14 protein-coding genes and 1 pseudogene are annotated in these 18,513 nt (G+C 73.2%); 9 read left to right on the top strand and 6 right to left on the bottom strand.

The features are described 5' to 3' along the window. Positions 1-13: 13 nt before the first annotated feature. Together OG500_RS02120 and OG500_RS02115 are read right to left on the bottom strand one after the other, a co-directional pair. Positions 14-397 carry a VOC family protein gene (locus OG500_RS02120; RefSeq protein ID WP_329575800.1) on the bottom strand — a complete coding sequence of 128 codons (384 nt, stop codon included), beginning with the start codon at positions 395-397 and terminating at the stop codon, positions 14-16. Then, positions 394-1,176 carry a GNAT family N-acetyltransferase gene (locus OG500_RS02115; protein WP_329575798.1) on the bottom strand — a complete coding sequence of 261 codons (783 nt, stop codon included), beginning with the start codon at positions 1,174-1,176 and terminating at the stop codon, positions 394-396. Before OG500_RS02115 ends, OG500_RS02120 begins: the two co-directional genes overlap by 4 nt. A 380-nt stretch (positions 1,177-1,556) precedes the next feature. On the opposite strand from OG500_RS02115, the gene kdpF reads away from it, so the two are divergent. From kdpF to OG500_RS02085, 6 genes and pseudogenes are all read left to right on the top strand, one after another. After that, the gene (gene kdpF / locus OG500_RS02110) at positions 1,557-1,646 is read left to right on the top strand and encodes a K(+)-transporting ATPase subunit F (RefSeq protein ID WP_329575795.1); all 90 of its coding nucleotides are present in this window, start codon (positions 1,557-1,559) and stop codon (positions 1,644-1,646) included. A 1-nt stretch (position 1,647) separates the two neighbouring features. Continuing rightward, on the top strand, positions 1,648-3,312 hold the full coding sequence (gene kdpA, locus OG500_RS02105) for a potassium-transporting ATPase subunit KdpA (RefSeq protein ID WP_329575791.1): 1,665 nt from the start codon (positions 1,648-1,650) through the stop codon (positions 3,310-3,312). Next, positions 3,309-5,423, top strand: a complete 2,115-nt coding sequence (gene kdpB, locus OG500_RS02100) for a potassium-transporting ATPase subunit KdpB (RefSeq protein ID WP_329575788.1) — start codon at positions 3,309-3,311, stop codon at positions 5,421-5,423. Before kdpA ends, kdpB begins: the two co-directional genes overlap by 4 nt. 16 nt (positions 5,424-5,439) lie before the next feature. Then, positions 5,440-6,078: a potassium-transporting ATPase subunit KdpC gene (gene kdpC / locus OG500_RS02095; RefSeq protein WP_327064618.1), complete on the top strand. Its 639-nt coding sequence runs from the start codon at positions 5,440-5,442 to the stop codon at positions 6,076-6,078. Positions 6,079-6,102: 24 nt separating this feature from the next. Then, positions 6,103-7,218: pseudogene (locus OG500_RS02090) on the top strand (universal stress protein); the annotation flags it as partial. A 309-nt stretch (positions 7,219-7,527) separates the two neighbouring features. Beyond that, on the top strand, positions 7,528-8,019 hold the full coding sequence (locus OG500_RS02085) for a universal stress protein (protein WP_327064617.1): 492 nt from the start codon (positions 7,528-7,530) through the stop codon (positions 8,017-8,019). A 161-nt stretch (positions 8,020-8,180) separates the two neighbouring features. On the opposite strand, the gene OG500_RS02080 is transcribed toward OG500_RS02085, so the two are convergent. Beyond that, positions 8,181-8,654, bottom strand: coding sequence for a hypothetical protein (locus OG500_RS02080; RefSeq protein ID WP_329575783.1), 474 nt, complete (start codon positions 8,652-8,654; stop codon positions 8,181-8,183). Positions 8,655-9,282: 628 nt separating this feature from the next. Between OG500_RS02080 and OG500_RS02075 the strand changes: the two genes are divergently transcribed. After that, a complete protein-coding gene (locus OG500_RS02075; RefSeq protein WP_327064615.1) occupies positions 9,283-9,939 on the top strand; it encodes a helix-turn-helix domain-containing protein in 657 nt (218 codons plus the stop codon). A gap of 250 nt (positions 9,940-10,189) precedes the next feature. Here the strand turns inward: OG500_RS02075 and OG500_RS02070 are convergent, their stop codons facing one another. The 3 genes from OG500_RS02070 to OG500_RS02060 all read right to left on the bottom strand — a co-directional run bounded on the left by OG500_RS02070 (position 10,190) and on the right by OG500_RS02060 (position 16,077). After that, positions 10,190-11,221 (bottom strand): zinc-binding alcohol dehydrogenase family protein, encoded by a 1,032-nt coding sequence (locus OG500_RS02070; RefSeq protein WP_327064614.1) that lies wholly within the window; start codon positions 11,219-11,221, stop codon positions 10,190-10,192. A 108-nt stretch (positions 11,222-11,329) separates the two neighbouring features. After that, the gene (locus OG500_RS02065; protein ID WP_329575777.1) at positions 11,330-15,076 is read right to left on the bottom strand and encodes an IucA/IucC family protein; all 3,747 of its coding nucleotides are present in this window, start codon (positions 15,074-15,076) and stop codon (positions 11,330-11,332) included. Positions 15,077-15,165: 89 nt separating this feature from the next. Continuing rightward, a complete protein-coding gene (locus OG500_RS02060; RefSeq protein ID WP_329587361.1) occupies positions 15,166-16,077 on the bottom strand; it encodes a TauD/TfdA dioxygenase family protein in 912 nt (303 codons plus the stop codon). A 376-nt stretch (positions 16,078-16,453) separates the two neighbouring features. Here OG500_RS02060 and OG500_RS02055 point away from each other — a divergent pair, with 376 nt between their 5' ends. Further along, positions 16,454-17,599, top strand: coding sequence for a serine hydrolase domain-containing protein (locus tag OG500_RS02055; RefSeq protein WP_329575774.1), 1,146 nt, complete (start codon positions 16,454-16,456; stop codon positions 17,597-17,599). 138 nt (positions 17,600-17,737) lie between these two features. Further along, on the top strand, positions 17,738-18,511 hold the full coding sequence (locus OG500_RS02050; RefSeq protein WP_327064611.1) for an ABC transporter ATP-binding protein: 774 nt from the start codon (positions 17,738-17,740) through the stop codon (positions 18,509-18,511). The last annotated feature ends 2 nt before the right edge of the window (positions 18,512-18,513 follow it).

The raw sequence follows: 18,513 nt of genomic DNA, 5'->3' as shown, positions 1-18,513 counted from the left end.
GGCCTGTGCGCGGTCAGCTGCGTGTGCGCGCCCGCTCCGCCGCGCTGCGTTCCACGCAGAACTCATTGCCCTCGGGGTCGTGCATCGTCACCCAGCCGGTTCCGTCGGGCCTCCGGTGGTCGCCCTGAACGGTGGCGCCGAGCGAGAGCAGGCGCTCGACCTCCTCGTCCCGGGAGCGGTCCTGGGGCTGGAGGTCAAGGTGCACACGGTTCTTGGCCAGTTTGCGGTCGGCGACCGTGACGAACAGCAGGGTGGTGCCGGCAGCCGTGACCACGGCCTCCGGATCCCCCGGCAGGTCGTCGTTGGCGAGCGAGCCGTCCAGCGCCTGGGCCCAGAAGCCCGCAAGCGCATAGGGATCGGTCGAGTCGATGGTGACATGGCGGATCAGAGAGCTCATGCCCGCGATCCGATCATGAACGCCTGCTGCCGTCCAGAGGCGGACTGCAGCGGGACCTGCGGGAGCTGAGGGAGCTGCGGGATCTTCGGGAGCAGGCTCTCGCGCGGCTGCCCGACGTAGTAGCAGACCTCGGTGCGGACCGGCCGGAAGCCGGCGGTGCGGGCGAGCGCCAGGCTCGCCTCGTTGCTGCGCGGGGCCGACCAGGTGGGCACGCGGCCCCGGGCGCGGACGGCCAGGGTGAGGCCGTTGACGCAGGCCAGCGCCAGGCCCGAGCGGCGGAAGGCGGGCAGCGTCAGCACGGCGACGTCCTCGTGGGCCCGGCCCTGCCAGTAGGTGCAGGCGACGGCGGCGAGCCGGTGGCCGTCCGTGAAGGCGCCCCAGGCCCGGCCGCTCGCCGCGAGGCCGTGCGCGCCGCCCCAGGTCTCGGTGATCCAGCGGAGCGACGGTGGCAGCGTCGCCACCTGCGAGGCATCGCCGGGCGTGAGCGCCCGGACCTGGACGCCCTGCGGGGCGCGCGGCCGGTGCGGGCGGTACTGCTGGACGCTGAGCGTCCGCTCCCAGGGGCTCACCAGGGCGAAGGTGCGTCCGAGCAGCGGCAGGAAGCGCTCGGGCGCGGTGAACTGACCGTGCGCCAGCGACGCGAGCCGTTCCGGGGCGAGCCGTCGCGGGTCCCCGCGCAGCAGGCGGTGGCCTGCGCAGTGGATCGCCTCGACGCGCGGACACCTCGGCCGGTCGGTCAGCCGACCGCCGAGGCCGGTGGTGCGGACGTGGGCATCCATCGCGTCGAATCCGGGTCGTTCCGGCAGGGACCAGTGCACGGTTCCCAGCTCAGCAGAGGCGGCCGGTGAACCGGGTGGCCTTGACGCCGGGCTGATGCCCGCGGCGGGATTACTGACGGGTCCTTCGCACCTCACGGTGCGGACCGGCTGCCCCGCCGGAAGCTGCGGTGCCTGCTCCCAATGGACCACGCATGGTGAGCGGGCCGTCGCACCCCGGCACAGAATCGTGGGGACCGACGACACGTTGGGCGGAGCCCCCATGACCGACCTTGCCTTCATCGGCGTCACGATCCTCGTGTTCGCCGTCCTCGCCCTGATCGCCAAGGGGGTGGAGCGGCTGTGACCACGCCTGCGCAGTGCTGCGCCGCTTGGGGGGCGCGATGACGGCCGACAACATCGTGGGCCTGGTCGTGGCCGCCGCGATCGTCGTCTACCTCGTCCTCGCCCTGGTCCGCCCCGAGAGGTTCTGAGGTGACCCCGACCCTCGCGGGCTTTCTGCAGGCGCTGGCACTGGTGGCGGCGCTCGCTCTCTCGCACCGCCCGCTGGGGGACTACCTGGCGCACGTGCTGAGCAGCGCCAAGCACCTGCGTGCCGAACGCGGTGTCCACCGGCTGATCGGCGTCAACGGGGACTTCGACCAGACCTGGATGGCGTACCTGCGCAGTGTGCTCGCCTTCTCCGCCGTCTCGGTGCTGTTCCTCTACGCCTTCCAGCGGTTGCAGAACCACCTCTGGCTCTCGCTCGGGTTCCCCGCGGTCCACCCGGCGACGGCCTGGAACACCGCGGCCTCGTTCGTCACCAACACCAACTGGCAGTCGTACTCCGGCGAGTCGACGATGGGTCACCTGGTGCAGATGGCGGGGCTCGCCGTCCAGAACTTCCTGTCGGCCGCGGTCGGCATCGCCGTGGTGGCCGCACTGATCCGCGGTTTCCGGCGCACCGGCACGGACCGGGTCGGCAACTTCTGGGTGGACCTGGTGCGGGTGACGGTGCGGCTGCTGCTGCCGGTCTCGGTGGTCCTGGCGATCGTCTTCGTGGCGTCGGGCATGGTCGAGAACCTGCACGCGGCAGCCCAGGTCAGCACGGTGGGCGGGGGCAGCCAGAGCATCACCGGCGGTCCGGTGGCCTCGCAGGAGGTCATCAAGCTGCTGGGCACCAACGGCGGCGGCTTCTACAACGCCAACTCGGCGCACCCGTTCGAGAACCCGAATCCGTTCACCAACTGGCTGGAGATCTACCTGCTGCTGGTGATCTCCTTCTCGCTGCCGCGCACCTTCGGCACGATGGTGGGCGACCGGCGCCAGGGCTACGCGATCGTGGCCGTGATGGCGCTGTTCTGGGTGGCCTCGGCCGCCCTCCTGACGTTCTTCGAGTGGCAGCACACCGGCACCGCGCTGCACGCGGCCGGAGCCGCGATGGAGGGCAAGGAGGTGCGCTTCGGCATCGCCTCCTCCGCGCTCTTCGCCTCCTCCACCACCCTGACCTCCACCGGCGCGGTCGACTCCTTCCACGACTCCTTCTCGCCGCTGGGCGGCGGGGTGACGATCTTCGACATGATGCTGGGTGAGATCGCGCCCGGCGGGACCGGCTCCGGGCTCTACGGGATCCTGGTGCTGGCCGTGGTCGCGGTCTTCGTGGCGGGCCTGATGGTCGGGCGCACGCCCGAGTACCTGGGCAAGAAGCTCGGCGGCCGGGAGATGAAGTTCGCCTCCCTCTACATCCTGACCACGCCGGCGATCGTGCTGATCGGCACCGGCACGGCGATGACCTTCAAGGCCGAGCGGGCCGCCATCCTGAACAGCGGTCCGCACGGATTCTCCGAGGTGCTGTACGCCTTCACCTCGGCGGCCAACAACAACGGCTCCGCGTTCGCCGGCCTGACCGCCACCAGCACCTGGTGGAACACCGCGCTCGGCCTGGTGATGCTCTTCGGCCGCCTGCTGCCGATGGTCTTCGTGCTGGGGCTGGCCGGCTCGCTGGCCCGCCAGCAGCCCGTCCCGGTCACCGCGGGCACGCTGCCGACCCACCGGCCGCTGTTCGTGGGGATGCTCTGCGGTGTGGTGCTGATCGTGGTCGGCCTCACCTACTTCCCCGCCCTGGCTCTGGGGCCGCTCGCGGAAGGCCTGCACCGATGACCGTTCCCAGCGCCCGGACCGGCGGCGAAGCGCCGGGCGAGCCGCACGACGCGCACCGGGTCTCCGGCGGACTGATGGACCCGGCGCAGCTGCTGCGCTCGCTGCCCGACGCCGCCCGCAAGCTCGACCCCCGGGTGATGTGGCGCAACCCGGTGATGTTCGTGGTCGAGGTCGGCTCGCTGCTCACCACCTACGCGGCGATCCGCCACACCAGCGCCTTCGCCTGGGTGATCACCGTCTGGCTCTGGCTGACCGTCGTCTTCGCCAACCTGGCCGAGGCGGTGGCCGAGGGGCGCGGCAAGGCACAGGCCGCCACGCTGCGCCGGGCCAAGTCCGAGACGACGGCCCGTCGCCTGGCCGGCTGGCCCGCCTCGCAGACCGAGGAGGAGGTCCCCGGCACCGCGCTGAAGCTCGGCGACCACGTCGTCGTCGAGGCCGGTCAGGTCATCCCGGGCGATGGCGACGTGGTCGAAGGGGTGGCCAGTGTCGACGAGTCGGCGATCACCGGCGAGTCCGCGCCGGTGATCCGCGAGTCGGGGGGTGACCGCAGCGCGGTGACCGGCGGCACCAAGGTGCTCTCCGACCGGATCGTCGTGAAGATCACCTCCAAGCCCGGCGAGACGTTCATCGACCGGATGATCGCGTTGGTCGAGGGCGCCGCCCGGCAGAAGACGCCGAACGAGATCGCGCTCAACATCCTGCTGGCCGCGCTGACCATCGTCTTCCTGCTCGCGGTCGTGACGCTGCAGCCGATGGCGGCCTATGCCGGAGCCGAGCAGACGATCGTCGTGCTGGTCGCCCTGCTGGTGGCGCTGATCCCGACCACCATCGGTGCGCTGCTCTCGGCGATCGGCATCGCGGGCATGGACCGCCTGGTGCAGCGCAACGTGCTCGCCATGTCCGGCCGTGCGGTCGAGGCGGCCGGCGACGTCTCGACGCTGCTGCTGGACAAGACCGGCACGATCACCTTCGGCAACCGCCAGGCGGCCGGGTTCACCCCGGTCACCGGCGTCGAGGTGGGCCAGCTGGCGGATGCCGCGCAGCTGTCCAGCCTCGCGGACGAGACGCCCGAGGGCCGCTCCATCGTGGTGCTGGCCAAGGAGAAGTACGGGCTGCGGGCCCGCACCCAGGCCGAGATCGGCCAGGCCGAGTGGATCGAGTTCACGGCCCAGACCCGGATGAGCGGCGCCGACCTGCACGAGGACGAGGGCGAGCGGCGGATCCGCAAGGGCGCGGCCGGCTCCGTCGTCGCCTGGGTGCAGGAGAACGGTGGCCGTTCCGGCGAGGAGATCGGCACGCTGGTCGAGGCGATCTCCTCGGCCGGCGGCACTCCTCTGGTGGTCGCGGACCACCACGTCGGTGGGGCCGCCCGGGTCCTCGGGGTCATCGAGCTCAAGGACGTGGTCAAGCACGGCATCCGGGAACGCTTCGAGGATCTGCGCCTGATGGGCATCAGGACCGTCATGATCACCGGTGACAACCCGCTGACCGCCCAGGCCATCGCGGGTGAGTCCGGCGTGGACGACTTCCTCGCCGAGGCCACCCCCGAGGACAAGATGGCCCTGATCCGCCAGGAGCAGGGCGGCGGGAAGCTGGTCGCCATGACCGGTGACGGCACCAACGACGCCCCCGCCCTCGCTCAGGCGGATGTCGGGGTGGCGATGAACACCGGCACCTCGGCCGCCAAGGAGGCCGGGAACATGGTGGACCTGGACTCCGACCCCACCAAGCTGATCGAGATCGTCGAGATCGGCAAGCAGCTGCTGATCACCCGCGGCGCCCTGACCACCTTCTCGATCGCCAACGACGTCGCGAAGTACTTCGCGATCATCCCGGCGATGTTCGCCAGCGTCTACCCGGGCCTGCGGCACCTCAACATCATGCACCTGCACAGCCCGACCTCGGCGATCACCTCGGCGATCGTCTTCAACGCGCTGGTCATCATCGGCCTGATCCCGCTCGCGCTGCGCGGGGTGCGCTACCGGCCCTCCTCGGCCTCCGCCCTGCTGCGCCGCAACCTCGGCGTCTACGGCGTCGGCGGGCTGATCATGCCGTTCGTCGGGATCAAACTCATCGACCTGGTCGTCCAGTTCATCCCCGGTCTGCACTGAGCGAAGGAGCCCGCGCGTGGCACGTCCCCTGCCGGCCCTGGTCCGGCTGCACCTCACCGGCCTGCGCCTGCTGCTGGTCTTCACCGTGGTCTGCGGCCTGGCGTACCCCCTGCTGATCACCGGCATCGCCGAGCTCGCCTTCTCCCACCAGGCCAACGGCTCGCAGCTGAAGCAGAACGGCCAGGTGGTCGGCTCCAGCCTGCTGGGGCAGAACTTCGACCTGCCGAAGCAGAACCCCGCGGATCCGAACGAGGCGGCCCGGCCCGACCCGAAGTGGTTCCAGCCGCGTCCTTCGGCGGCCGGCCCCACCGGCTACGACCCGCTGGCCTCGGGCGCCTCCAACCTCGGCCCCAACGACGCGGGCCTGACCCGGACCGTGCGCGAACGCCGCGCCGCGGCCGCCGCGTTCGACGGCGTTCCGCCCGGCCAGGTGCCCCCGGACGCGCTCACCGCGAGCGGCTCCGGGCTCGACCCGGACATCTCGCCCGCCTACGCTGATGAACAGGTCGACCGAGTGGCGAAGGCGCGCGGTCTCGACCCGGCCAGGGTCCGTCAGCTGGTGAAGGACCACACCCAGGGCCGCGACCTGGGCTTCCTCGGCGAACGGCGGGTGGACGTCGTCACGCTCAACCTCGCGCTCGCGCGGCTCGGCTGACCCCGGCCGGCAAGGAGGCGCGCGGTGGTCGAGCAGAAGGCGACCCGGGCCGGGCCCGGCCGGCTGAAGGTGTACCTCGGCGCCGCGCCGGGCGTCGGAAAGACCTACCGCATGCTCGACGAGGCGCTGCGCCGCCGGGCCCGCGGCACCGACGTCGTCGTCGCCTTCGTCGAATGCCACGGCCGGGAGCGCACCGAGTCGCTGCTCGACGGCCTGGAGTGCCTGCCGCGCGCACACCGCACCTACCGGGGAGCCGAGTTCACCGAGCTCGACGTCGACGCGGCGCTCGCCCGCCGCCCCCAGGTGGCGCTGGTCGACGAACTCGCCCACACCAACGTCCCCGGCGGGCGCCATCCCAAGCGCTGGCAGGACGTCGAGGAACTGCTGGCCGCCGGCATCGAGGTCATCACCACGCTCAACATCCAGCACCTCGAATCCCTCACCGACGTCGTCCTCAAGGTCACCGGAGTCCCGCAGCACGAGACCGTCCCCGACGAGCTGGTGCGCCGCGCCTGGCAGATCGAGCTGGTCGACATGGCACCGGAGGCGCTGCGCCGCCGGATGGTGCACGGGAACGTCTACGCCACGGAGAAGGTCGACACCGCGCTCGGCAACTACTTCCGGACCGGCAACCTCACCGCGCTGCGCCAGCTCGCCCTGCTCTGGCTGGCCGGCCGGGTGGACGAGCGGCTGCAGGACTACCGCGTGGAGCAGGGCATCAGCGGAATATGGGAGACCAGCGAGCGGGTCGTGGTCGCCCTCACCGGCGGGCCCGAGGACGACACACTGATCCGCCGCGCCGCTCGGATCGCCGCCCGCACCGGCGGTGGCGACCTGCTCGCCGTCCACGTCGCGCACGGCGACGGGCTCGCCGATGCCCGCCCCGAGGCCCTCAGCGCCCAGCGCGGCCTGGTCGAGAGCCTGGGCGGAAGCTTCCACTGGGTGGTCGGCGAGGACATCCCCACCACCCTGCTGGCCTTCGCCCGCTCGCAGAACGCCACCCAGCTGGTGCTCGGCACCAGTCGCCACGGCCGGCTCGCCCGCGCACTGGGCGGCCGCGGCATCGGGGAGACCACCATCGCGCTCTCCGGCGACATCGACGTCCACATGGTCACCCACGAGGCCGCCGCAGGGCGGGGGCACGGACGCTTCGGCGGGACCAGGCAGCACGGCCCGGGCGGTCACGAGGCCACCGTCGAACCGGCACCTCGCGGCACCGCCCCGGAGCTGTGACCACTGCCCCTGACCGGGCCGACGTCAGGGGTTCGTCAGGAAGCGGCGACGGCGCGTCTCGGACGCGTTAAGAGCCGGCGATGGCGCGCATCGCCAGGGTTCCATGGATCAGCGGGACGGCCGACCACGAGTCGACTGTTTCGAAGGTCCAGTCCGTATCGCGGCTGGAAAGCGAAGGCCCTCTGCGGGGCCTGAGGATCGAGGAAGTGCAGCACCATGGCCGAGACCAGCCGGGTCGTCGTCGGAGTCAGCGGATCGAAGCGGAGCGCGGCGGTCCTGCGGCGCGCGGTGGACGAGGCGACCAGGCGCGGTGCCGTCCTCGTCCCGGTGATCGCCTGGACCCCGGTCGGCGGGGAGCGGGCCCACCCCTGCCCGTCGCTGGCGGCGCTCTGGGAGCAGGCGGCCCGTACCCGACTGGACGACGCGTTCGCGGACGCCCTCGGCGGCTACCCGACGAACCTGCGGATCGACCCCGTGGTGATCCGCGGCGAGGCCGGCCGCGCCCTCGTCCGGATCGCCGACCGCCCGGGCGACGTGCTCGTGGTGGGCACCGGCCGCCGCGGCCCGCTGCAGCGGCTGGTGCACGGGACGGTCAGCCGCCACTGCGTGGCCCGGGCCCTGTGCACCGTGATCGCCGTGCCCTCCGGAGCGGTCGTCGCGAGCACGGCCCGTGCGGCGGACGACGCGCCGCGGCTGATCGCGGCGTAGTGCGGTTGGCGGCGGGCACCTGCCGGCGCGGGCCGGTGAGCGCCGAGCAGTGTCGCTGCCGGTCGGCACACCAGGCTGACGCCGACCACGATCGCAGCAGGACCGGTCGGCGAGGTCCGCGACGCGTGGTCCGGGTGGGCCGCCGCCCGGGTGCTGCTCGGTCAGCGGGCGGCGGAGGTGCCGCGCGCGGGCCGGGCGGGAACGGTCCGTGCTGTTCGGGTCGCGGCCAGCAGGACCGTGGCGGCCGTGATCAGGAGGGCGCCCTCCACGGCGACGCTGATGAGGGCCAGGGGTTCGGTCCAGTTGCCCCTGTCGTCGCTGTAGTCGGGCAGGCCGGGTCCCCGGGAGAGGACGAAGCCGACGAGCGGGCCGAGCGCCACGGCGGCGGCGAGCAGCCAGTCGAGCGGGTAGGCGCTGGCGCGGGCGGTGCGTGGTCGGGTGCCGGCCAGCAGCAGGACCGCACAGAGCACGCCGGTCACCTCCAGCAGGTAGTAGCCGACGCCGACGTAGTGCGGCGTCTTGTCGCCGGGAAAGCCGCCCTGGTCCTGGACGTGGATCCAGGACACCGCCAGGCAGAGCAGTGCTGCCGCCGTGCGGGCGAGCACGCGGGCAGGGGGGACAGCGGTCAGGGGCATCGGAGCCTCCGGGGCAGGGGAGAGGAACGGGGCGCGGGCGGGGAACGGCGGGCCGGGTGCGGTGCTGGACCCGGAGAGCCGGACGGGCAGGCCGAAGTGTCGCCGAGGGAAAGCGACTTGACGTTGCCCGGTCAATGCTGGCGTCCGGCCGGCACGATCGCCATGTTCCTGCCTGCTGAGATTCCTCTGAATCGTGGCCCGCTCAGCGCTCCCCGGGCGCATGGCCCGCGACGTCACCCGGGCCACCGAACGCGCCGAGCACCTCATCGAGGCGTTGCTCGTTGCCTGCTCGGCCTGCTGCCCGGATCACCCTGACGGCCGAGGGCCACCTCGCTCCGCTCCCGCTGACCCAGGCCGAGGCCGTCCCCGCGCCCGCGCGGAAGCCGCGCCGCCCGGGCCGGCTGCTCGCGGTGGAGCGCGCTGCGCGACGGCGGACCGAGTGCACCGCTTACCCCCTCAGCGTAGGAAGCCGTGCCCGGACCGTGCGCCGGACCGGAAGGTGATGGAGGCTGGAGAGGCAGGCCGAGCAGATCCTGGACGGGAGCGGCCGACGAAGGAGGGCCGCGTTCCTGTCCGGACCTGAAACGCCACGACGTGCGGCGGCCACCAGCGCACACGAGGAGGCATCGTGCACCCGGACCCCGCTCCCACGTCCGCCGCGCTCGCCCGTCGGATCGCCGACCGGTCCGCCGAACTCGGTCTGACCGAGGCCAGGTTGGCCGCCAAGGCCGGGATGTCCCCGCAGTACCTGACGCTGCTGATCGAGGCCGGTACCGCATTCGACCCGTCCGGGTTCCTGCGCCTTGCCGCCGCCCTCGAACTCACCTACCAGGAGCTGCTGGAGGGACGCCGGGACGCCGCTCCCGGCAGCGGTGGGCCGGCCCCGCATCCGGTGCTGTCCCGCCTGACCGGGACGGAGTGCTGGGAGCGCCTCGGCACCCACGGTGTCGGTCGCGTGGTGGTGCCGGCCGAGCCCGCGCCGCAGGTGTTCCCGGTCAACTACACCGTCGACGCGCACACGGTCGTCTACCGCACCGCACCGCACAGCGCGCCGGCCGCCGCGCCCGGCAGCACCCTCTCCTTCCAGGTCGACCGGATCAACGACCACCTGAGCCAGGGCTGGAGCGTCCTGATCGCCGGTACCGCCCAGCCCATCGAGGACGCCGCCACCATCGGGCGACTGGCCCTCCTGCCCGGGACCGAGCCCTGGGCGGGTGGCAACCGCCCGCTGTGGATCCGCATCACTCCGGACCGGATCAGCGGGCGCCGGGTGGGGCCGGGGTGAGCCGTCGGCGGGGCGGCGGCAGTGGACCTCCGGCGGGGTTTCGCGAGAACCGGCCATGCACTGGACAGGCCCGCTCGGCCCAGCCGTGGGCTCGCTGCCCCGGGCGGGCCGGGGATCGGCACGGTAGCGCTGGACGGTGGGGGCGAGGAGGTCGGCGCCGTTCGCCTCGTCGCACGGCCCGGGCGCCGTTTGCGGGCCGACGACCGCGACGGCCCTGCTCCGGGCCGGCTGTGCAGGCGTAAGCGCCCGGTCACCGCGCCATCAGCACGGCGACGCCGGTGACGCGCCCCGCCGCGAGGTCGGCCAGCGCGGTGTCGGCGTGGCTCATCGGGTAGCGCTGCACATGGACCGTGGGGCGGTGCCGGGCGGCCTCTGCGAGGTAGGCCCGGCCGTCCTCGCGGGTGTTGGCGGTGACGCTGCGCAGCGAGCGCTCCCGGAACAGGTGCTGCTGGTAATCGAGTGGGGGGATGTCGGAGAGGTGGATCCCGGCCACCGCGAGGGTGCCGCCGCGGTCCAGCGCGGCGAGCGCGACCGGCACCAGATCGCCCACCGGGGCGAAGAGGAGGGCCGCGTCCAGCGGTTCGGGCGGCGTCTCGTAGGCGTCGCGCGCGGAGGCCGCGCCCAGCTCCAGGGCCAGGCGCCTGGCCTCCGCCGCCCGGGTGAGGACGTGCACGCTCGCGCCCCGGGAGAGCGCGAGCTGGGCGGTGAGGTGTCCGGAGGCGCCGTACCCGTAGATGCCCAGCCGGCCGCCCGGCGGCAGCTGGGCGCGTTCCAGGGCGCGGTAGCCGATGATGCCCGCGCACAGCAGGGGAGCGATCTCCTCGTCGGGGCGCTCGTCGGGGAGCGGGTAGGCGTAGCGGGCGTCGACCAGGGCCTGTCCGGCGTAACCGCCGTGGGTGTCCCACCCGGTGTACCGGGAGCGGGGGCAGAGGTTCTCGTGGCCCGCCCGGCAGTACCGGCAGGTGCCGCAGGTGCCCGCGAGCCAGGCCGCGCCCACCCGGTCACCGGGCCCGAACTCCCGTACCTGGGAGCCCGTGTGCAGGACGCGGCCCACGATCTCGTGCCCGGGCGTGCAGGCCGGCAGATGCGGTGCGAGGTCGCCCTCGGCCAGGTGCAGATCCGTGCGGCAGACCCCGCAGGCGCCGACGTCGATCAGCAGCTCCCACGGCCCGGGCTCCTCCAGCACCCGCTCCACCCGGCGCAGCGGGGCGGAGCCGATCGGGCCGGGGCGTTCCACCACCCAGGCCGTCGTGCGCTGGTGCGGATATCCGGACGCGGTCATGGCCGACTCCTCCGGTAGAGGTGCGCTGCTGCGCCGTCGTTCCATTCTGGGGCGCGGCCGGCCGCGACGCGGGTGGGGCGACGGTCGACCACCCACCGTCACTGCCGACTACGGAACGGCGCCGTCGGCCGGCTCGGCGCGGTGCAGCGGGTTCGGCTGGGGGAGGTAGATGTCGCCGCGGCCGGGAAACAGCCGCATCGTGAGCAGCGCCTTCTGCGGCAGGCCAGGGCCCAGCAGCGCCGCGGTGTCCTGGGCCACTCGCCCGGCCAGCCGGGGCGTCGCGCTGCGCAACACGTCCGCGCGGGTCTCCTCGACGGCGGCCCGGACCACGTCCCACAGGGCCTGTGCGGGCAGCCCGTGGTCCAGCCGCAGCCGGTCGATCAGGATGCCCAGATTGGCGTGGAACACCGCGTGGCAGAGCTTGGCGCGGACCTCCCCGATGTCCTCGGTGGCCGTCAACGAGTGCGGATACGGGGTGAAGTCGGACCCGGTCGCGCGGAAGCGGCCCAGGTGCAGGCGCAGCCCGGCGCTGTCGCGCAGCACGAGCCGGGTCGGACGCGGGTGGCGCAGCACCAGCAGGGTGTTCTGCAGATGCGCCTCGATCGCGATCCCGTGGCGCCACAGCAGGGGCAACGCGGCCGAGCAGAGCAGGTCGCTGTACTCGCGCAGGAAGACCAGCGCGGCGGCGCGAGGTGCGATGCCCTCCGCGATGGCCCGGGCGTTGACCACCTCGGTCAGCAGGGGGCGTCCGGTCACCGGTGAGCGGGCCAGCAGGGCGACGCAGCTGACCATGGTCTCGCCCGGGCGGAGCCCTTCCGCCGGGTCCGGGCGCAGCAGGGCGGACAGTCCCCGGTGGCGGGCGTCCGGAGCCGACGCGCCTTCCGGTGGGCTGAAGGCGACGCCGGCCAGCTCCGGGACGAAGTCCACCCGTCCGGTGGCCCGGGGCTCGGCGGCCAGCAGTTGCTGCAGGAGCGGGCCAAGGCGTGGGCTGTTGCGGGTCGTTGCGGGCGAGATGGTTCGGCGTCCCCCGGTGAGTCGTATGTCCAGGGCGAGTTTGAGGGTGACTCGCTTCCCGTCCTGGCCCGGCTCGGTGGTGACCACGGTGCGGATGCTGGACGTCGGGCGGCACTCCAGGGCGGCCTCGGGCAGTCGCACGATCCGACCGGCGTCGAGGTCGGCGCCGTAGACGGACGGGAGCGCGTTCCGTGCCTGCCAGGGGTGCACCGGGACCAGCACGTAGGCGTCCGGGTCGTGCCCGCGTTCCTTCAGACCGCGCACGGCCCGGGCGGCCGTGGCGGGGTAGGCCGCTGCGAGCAGGTCGCCCACGGTGCGCCCGTCCTCGTCCGGTGTCTGCAGAACGGAGTCGCGGTGGACGGCGGCCAGTTCCACGGTCACCGTCGCGCCGGATTCCGGGGTGTGGGCGAGCACGTCGGCGGTGGAGAACCCGAGCCGGGTGCGGCGGCACGGGTGCAGGGCGTGGCCCTCGGTCTCCAGGCCGTCCAGCAGAAGGGTGACGTCGGAGGGTGAAAGTCCGGCGGGAACCGACGTGAGCAGGCCGGCAGCCCCCGTGGCCTGGAGTGCTTCTCTCCGGCGCCCGGCCATGGCCCGGCTCAGGGCCAGGTTGGCGGCGGAGTCGACCAGTTCCTCCCGTACGGCCTCCCAGTTGCCGCTCGCGGTCCGCAGCTTGTCGACCACCTGCTCGGGCCGGTCCGCGTCGCACGGTCGGCCGGTGGCGACGCCATTCACAACGCCACTGACAGGGCCACCGACAGCGCCACTGACAGGGCCACCGACAGCGCCGTCGACGATTCCTTCGCGTTGCAGTGCCGCGAGGAGGTCCTGCGCTGTGTCCCGTCGCGCGCCGTCGAGTTCGGTCAGCCATCGGATGGCCAACTCCGGTTCGCGGGAGCGAAGTTCGGCCAGGACACCGGCCGCCGCCTCGCCGTCTGCTCGGCGCAGCGGGTTCGGGCCGCTGAAGTGGGGCTGCTGCGCCACCTGCCCGGCCAGGCGCAGCCGCAGCAGGGCCTTGAGCGGCCAGGGATCTTCGAGCAGGGCCAGGGCGTCGGCACAGGCGTCCGCTGCCTCGGCCGTGTTGGGCGCCCGGGCGATCAGGTGGCGGAAGGCCTGCAGACAGACATCCCGGACGACCGGCCACAGCTCCTGCTCCCGGCAGTCGGCTGCCTCGGCCAGGGCAGGCACCAGCTCGCCGAGTTGGTGCGTGAAGAGCGCGAAGTACAGCTTGGACCGCAGCGGGTCGGTGCCCGAGGCGTGCAGCGCTGAGCCGGGCGCCAGCGTGACCGTGTGCCCCCGAGCGGCCAGGCGCGAGGACAGGATGCGGATGCTGCCGAGATCCCGGACCAGGACCCGGCTGGGCAGCCCGCCGCGCAGGGCGAGCAGGGTGTTCTGCGCATGGGCCTCCAGCGCGATCCCGTACTGGGTCAGCAGGGTCAGCGTGGGCGGCACGATCAGCTCCAGGTACCGGCGGAGCCAGCTGTGCACCGCGTCGGCGCGGGACGTCTCCCGGCCCGCCAGTTCGGTGACCACATCGTGAACCACCGTCCGGCCGGTGAGCGGTGACCGGGCGAGCAGCGCCGCGACCGGCAACGCCACCTCGTCCGGCGCAAGGAGGGTTTCCGGGTCCTCGCGCAGGATCGCTCCCAGGGACCGGCGGCGGGCGCTGTGGTCGGCCCCGGCCTGCTCGACGGGCACGAAGCAGACCCCGGCCAGCTCCCGGCAGATGGTGAGGGTCCGCAGGCCCGGTTCTTGCGCGGCGATGTCCGCCAGAAGCGCCGAGAGCCGCGGGCCGTTGTGCGCGGCCTGGAAGGAGACACCGCGGACCGCGTTGGTGATCTGCACCTCCAGGGCCGTCTTGATGTGCAGGCCGGCCGCAGCGCCCGGCTCGCGGACGGCCAGGGTGCGGGTGGACAGCAGCGGACACGCCGGGAGCGTGGCGGACAGCGGCACGACGAGTCCAGCCGTCAGGGCGTCACCGTGCAGTCGCGGGAGGGCGTGGTCGCGCTGGTGCGGGTGGACCGGCAGGAGCACGTACCGATCGGGGGCGTGCCCGGCCTGCGCCAGTTCGGCCCGGGCCGCCGAGACCGCGGCGGGAAAGGCCTGTGCCAGCACCGCCTCGGCCGCCGCCAGGCCGGCACCGCGGTCGCCGGACTTTGTCCTGCCCCGGCCGTCCGCCCCGGAGGCCCCGCCCCGGCCGTCCGCCCCCGAGGCTGCCTCGCGTGCCACCGCGACCAGGGCGAGCGGGAAGGCGGCGCCGGATTCGGGAGCGTAGCGCAGCGCGTCGGCGGCGGACATCCCGAGCCGTCCCTTGGCCGCCGGGTGCAGGGGATGACCGTCCACGACCAGCTGCTCGAACCCCACCAGCGGCGAGTCGGCGGGCAGCCGCTCCAGCAGAGCGGTGAAGGGGCGCAGCGGATCCCACGGACCGTCGGCTCGCGCCTTGCCCGCCTGCCGAGCCGCCCCGTCCAGCGCGAGCGCATGTCCCTCGACGCTGGCCGCGACCTCGCTGCGGACCCGTGCCCACTCCAGTCCGCTCGCCGGCACCAGCCCGCGGCGGAGCAACACGTCGATGAGGCGGACCGGTTCGGTGATCGGCTCCCGCGCGTCGGCGCCGGTCCGCAGGGCGACGACACCGTCGACCACCAGCCGCCCGGCCGAGGTGACGTGCCGCACCGGAATGGTCAAGCCCTGCTGCTCGGCCTCGTCGAGGTCCAGCAACTCCTCCCGGACCAGGGCCGAGACCAGCCGGTCGAGGCCTCGCGCACAGGCGGCCTGCCTGGATTCGTCGGAGACGGCATGCGCCTGCGTCTGCTGCGGCGCCGAGCGCGGGACCTCAGCCATCCGTTGTCCCCCCAAGGTTCGATTCCCTGCGACGGTGCAACGGGCTGCTGCGAGGCGGACACATCAGCGCGGTGCGGTGAGTTCGTCCGTCAGCTCTCGCTGAGAGGCCGCCCGGCGACCGCTGTCGACGGGGTGCCGTCCACCCCGACCGGGACATCGCCGGCGACCATGACCCGGTGCAGGACGCGCGGGGAGCCGAGCTGCTCACGGTCCTGGGCGCCCAGGTGGATGGTGGCCCGGTTGTCCCAGAACGCGACGCTCCCGGGCTCCCACCGGAACCGGACGGTGTACTCGGGCCGGGTGGCCTGGTCCACGAACATGTCGAGCACGGCGCGGCTCTCGGCCCGGGAGAGCTCGACGAACCGCTCGAGGTAGTACGGGTTGACGAGCAGCAGCCGCTCCCGGGTCTCCGGATGGACCCGCACGAGCGGGTGGATCGAGACCACCGGCTGCTCCTGCAGATCCTTCAGGTAGGAGTCGGGGCCCGGCTTCGGCAGATACCCGACACCTCGCCGGTGCTCGGCCCGCAGGCTCTCGGCGAGGCGCTGCAGTGGTTCGGACAGGCCGGCGTAGGCGGTGGCCAGGTTGGCCCAGGTCGTGTCGCCACCGTAGGGCGGGGTGGCCTCCGCCCGCAGGATGGTGGCAGCCGGGGGATCGATCCAGGGAGTCAGGTCACTGTGCCAGTCGTGGAGCAGTGAGTTCCGCCGCCGGTCCCGCCATTGCGCGCGGTCCTGCCCGTAGCGTCCGGCCAGTTCGAGCCGGTCGACCATCGTCTGCACCTGCGGGAACTCCGCCGGGGAGGCGTCGCCGCGCGAGGGCGAGACGATGGGTTCGCCGAACCGGCGGGCGAAGGCGAGATGCCCGGCGTGGTCGAGGTGCTGCTCACGGAAGAAGACCACCTTCCACCGCAGCACCGCGGACCGGATCGCGTCGACGACCTCGTCCTCCAGCGGGCCGGAGAGATCCACACCGGAGATCTCGGCTCCGATGTGGGTGGCCATCGGTCGCACGTCCAACCCAGCGATGGCTGGATCCGTCACCGCATGCCTCCTCGGACGCAGTGCCACCTGCTTCGTGGCTCCGATCTTCGCCGCACCGGGTGGCAGCATGCCCCGGTGAAAGTCGGGTGAAACGCTGCCCGCATACGCACCGGAGCGGAACGCGGTCGAGGACCTGGGGGCTCGCACACATGACGCCGCGTCAGACAGCACCCGCTCCCGCAAGGCAGCGCGGGCAACCGGGACTTGCCGGTGCGGGGTGGGGCTGCCCCCATCGCGGGCGCGGGTGGTAGCTCCATCGTGGGTCGCCCGGCTCCTCCCTAGCGTGGCTGTCGCACCGCTGTCGTGGTGCGTTCGTCATTCCGCGAGGAGGCAACTCATGCGTAACAGACACCCGCGTCGCATCGGTGCCGCGGTGCTCGTCGCCGCGCTGGCCGCGCTGGCGTGCGCGCCGGCGGCCGGCGCGGCCGCCGCCCGACCAAGCTCGCTGCAGGGCGAGGTGAACGCGATCAAGGCCACCGGCAACGAGGGCGTCGTGGCCGAGGCGACCGGCGCGCGCGGCCACCGTTTCGCCACCGCGGGACAGGCCGACACCAGCACCGGCGCGCCCGCCGTGCGAAACGACGCCTTCCGGATCGCCAGCCTCACCAAGACCTTCACGGCCACCGTGCTGCTCCAACTGGCCGGCGAGGGACGGCTGTCGCTGGACGACAGCGTCGATCACTGGCTGCCGGGCGTGGTCTCCGGCAACGGCAACGACGGCAGCAGGATCACCGTGCGCCAACTGCTGCAGCACACCAGCGGGATCTACGACTACACCCACGACCTGCCCGTGCTCGCCTCGACGTCGGGCTTCCTGGCCAACCGGTTCACCAGCTACACCCCGGCGCAACTGGTCGCCATCGCCATGCGGCACGCCCCGTCCTTCGCCCCCGGCACCGACTGGCAGTACTCGAACACCAACTACATCCTGGCCGGCATGATCATCAACCGGGTCACCGGGCACACCTGGCAGGACGAGGTCACCGCGCGCATCATCCGGCCCCTGGGGCTGCGGCACACCAGCGCACCGGTCGCCGACCCCTTCATCCCCGGCCCGCACCTGCACGGCTACTCCACCTTCGGGTCCGGCCCGACGATCGACGTCACCGCGCTCAACCCGACCCTGGGCGACGCCGCCGCGGAGATCATCAGCACCACCGCGGACCTCACCACGTTCTACACCGCGCTGATGCGCGGTCAGCTGCTCGCCCCGGCCCAACTGGCCCAGATGGAGTCCACCGTGCCGGCCCCCCTCTGGCCCGGCGCGCGCTACGGCCTCGGCCTCTGGTGGGTACCGCTCTCCTGCGGCGGCGGCTACTACGGCCACTCCGGCGGCGCCCCCGGCTACAACACCCTCGTCGGCGCGACCCCCGACGGCCAGCGGGCAGCCGTGGTCGCGAGCACCGGCGACGGCGACGCGGACAGCCAGGCCGCCCTGGACACCCTGGTCGACCAGCAACTGTGCCAGGCGGGCCCCGCGTAGCCACCGGACGGGGCACGTGCCGCTGGACTGCATCCAGGGGGCGACACCCCGATGGGCGAGGGAGGTACGGGTTTCCGTACCAAGCACTCGGGGGTGAGCACGATCGATTCCCTGACCTCGTCCGCCGAGGATGACGTCATGGATGACGTCATGGTCGACAGGACAGAGAACACCTGCTCGTCGAGCCCCCACGCCGCTGTGCGGGCCGAGGAGCTGAGCCGGCAGTACGGCCGGGGCGCCGGGAGCGTACGCGCGTTGCACGCGGTGACGCTGGAGCTGTGGCCGGGCACCTTCACCGCGGTGATGGGGCCGTCGGGTTCGGGCAAGACCACGCTGATGCACTGCCTGGCCGGCATGGACCGACCGACCGGCGGGGCGGTCTGGTGGGGGGACACGGAGGTGTCGCGGCTGGCGGAGCGGCGGCTCGCCGTGCTGCGGCGGAGCCGGGTCGGCTTCGTGTTCCAGGCGTTCAACCTGATGCCGGCCATGACGGTGGCGCAGAACGTCGAGCTGCCCGGGCGGCTGGCCGGCGAGCGGGTCGACCGGGCAGCGGTGCGGGCGGCCCTGGAACAGGTGGGCCTGGCCGGCCGCGAGCGGCATCGGCCCGGCCGGCTCTCCGGAGGCCAGCAGCAGCGGGTGGCCATCGCCCGGGCGCTGGTCTGCCGGCCCTCGGTGCTGTTCGCGGACGAGCCAACCGGGGCGCTGGACCGCCGTACCGGGCACGAGATTCTTGCGCTGCTGCGCGACGGGGTGGACCGGCGGGGGCAGACCTGCGTCATGGTGACCCATGACCCGGTCGCGGCGGGCTACGCGGACCGGGTGGTGGTGCTGGCCGACGGTCGGGTGGTCGACGACCTCGACCGGCCGTCGGTGCCAGCGGTCGCCGACCGGCTGAGCCGGCTGGGTGGTTGACC

It is taken from the genome of Kitasatospora sp. NBC_01250 (assembly GCF_036226465.1).
GTDB lineage: Bacteria > Actinomycetota > Actinomycetes > Streptomycetales > Streptomycetaceae > Kitasatospora.
The sequence above is the reverse complement of the archived record's forward strand: the minus strand, read 5'-3'. Positions and strand labels throughout refer to the sequence as shown.

Excerpts from the sequence above, each read along its gene's own strand:
- OG500_RS02120 (WP_329575800.1), bottom strand. The coding sequence starts at position 397 with ATGAGCTCTCTGATCCGCCATGTCACCATCGACTCGACCGATCCCTAT.
- OG500_RS02115 (WP_329575798.1), bottom strand. The coding sequence starts at position 1,176 with ATGGATGCCCACGTCCGCACCACCGGCCTCGGCGGTCGGCTGACCGAC.
- kdpF (WP_329575795.1), top strand. The coding sequence starts at position 1,557 with ATGACGGCCGACAACATCGTGGGCCTGGTCGTGGCCGCCGCGATCGTC.
- kdpB (WP_329575788.1), top strand. The coding sequence starts at position 3,309 with ATGACCGTTCCCAGCGCCCGGACCGGCGGCGAAGCGCCGGGCGAGCCG.
- OG500_RS02085 (WP_327064617.1), top strand. The coding sequence starts at position 7,528 with ATGGCCGAGACCAGCCGGGTCGTCGTCGGAGTCAGCGGATCGAAGCGG.
- OG500_RS02080 (WP_329575783.1), bottom strand. The coding sequence starts at position 8,654 with ATGCCCCTGACCGCTGTCCCCCCTGCCCGCGTGCTCGCCCGCACGGCG.
- OG500_RS02070 (WP_327064614.1), bottom strand. The coding sequence starts at position 11,221 with ATGACCGCGTCCGGATATCCGCACCAGCGCACGACGGCCTGGGTGGTG.
- OG500_RS02065 (WP_329575777.1), bottom strand. The coding sequence starts at position 15,076 with ATGGCTGAGGTCCCGCGCTCGGCGCCGCAGCAGACGCAGGCGCATGCC.
- OG500_RS02060 (WP_329587361.1), bottom strand. The coding sequence starts at position 16,077 with ATGGCCACCCACATCGGAGCCGAGATCTCCGGTGTGGATCTCTCCGGC.
- OG500_RS02055 (WP_329575774.1), top strand. The coding sequence starts at position 16,454 with ATGCGTAACAGACACCCGCGTCGCATCGGTGCCGCGGTGCTCGTCGCC.
- OG500_RS02050 (WP_327064611.1), top strand. The coding sequence starts at position 17,738 with ATGGATGACGTCATGGTCGACAGGACAGAGAACACCTGCTCGTCGAGC.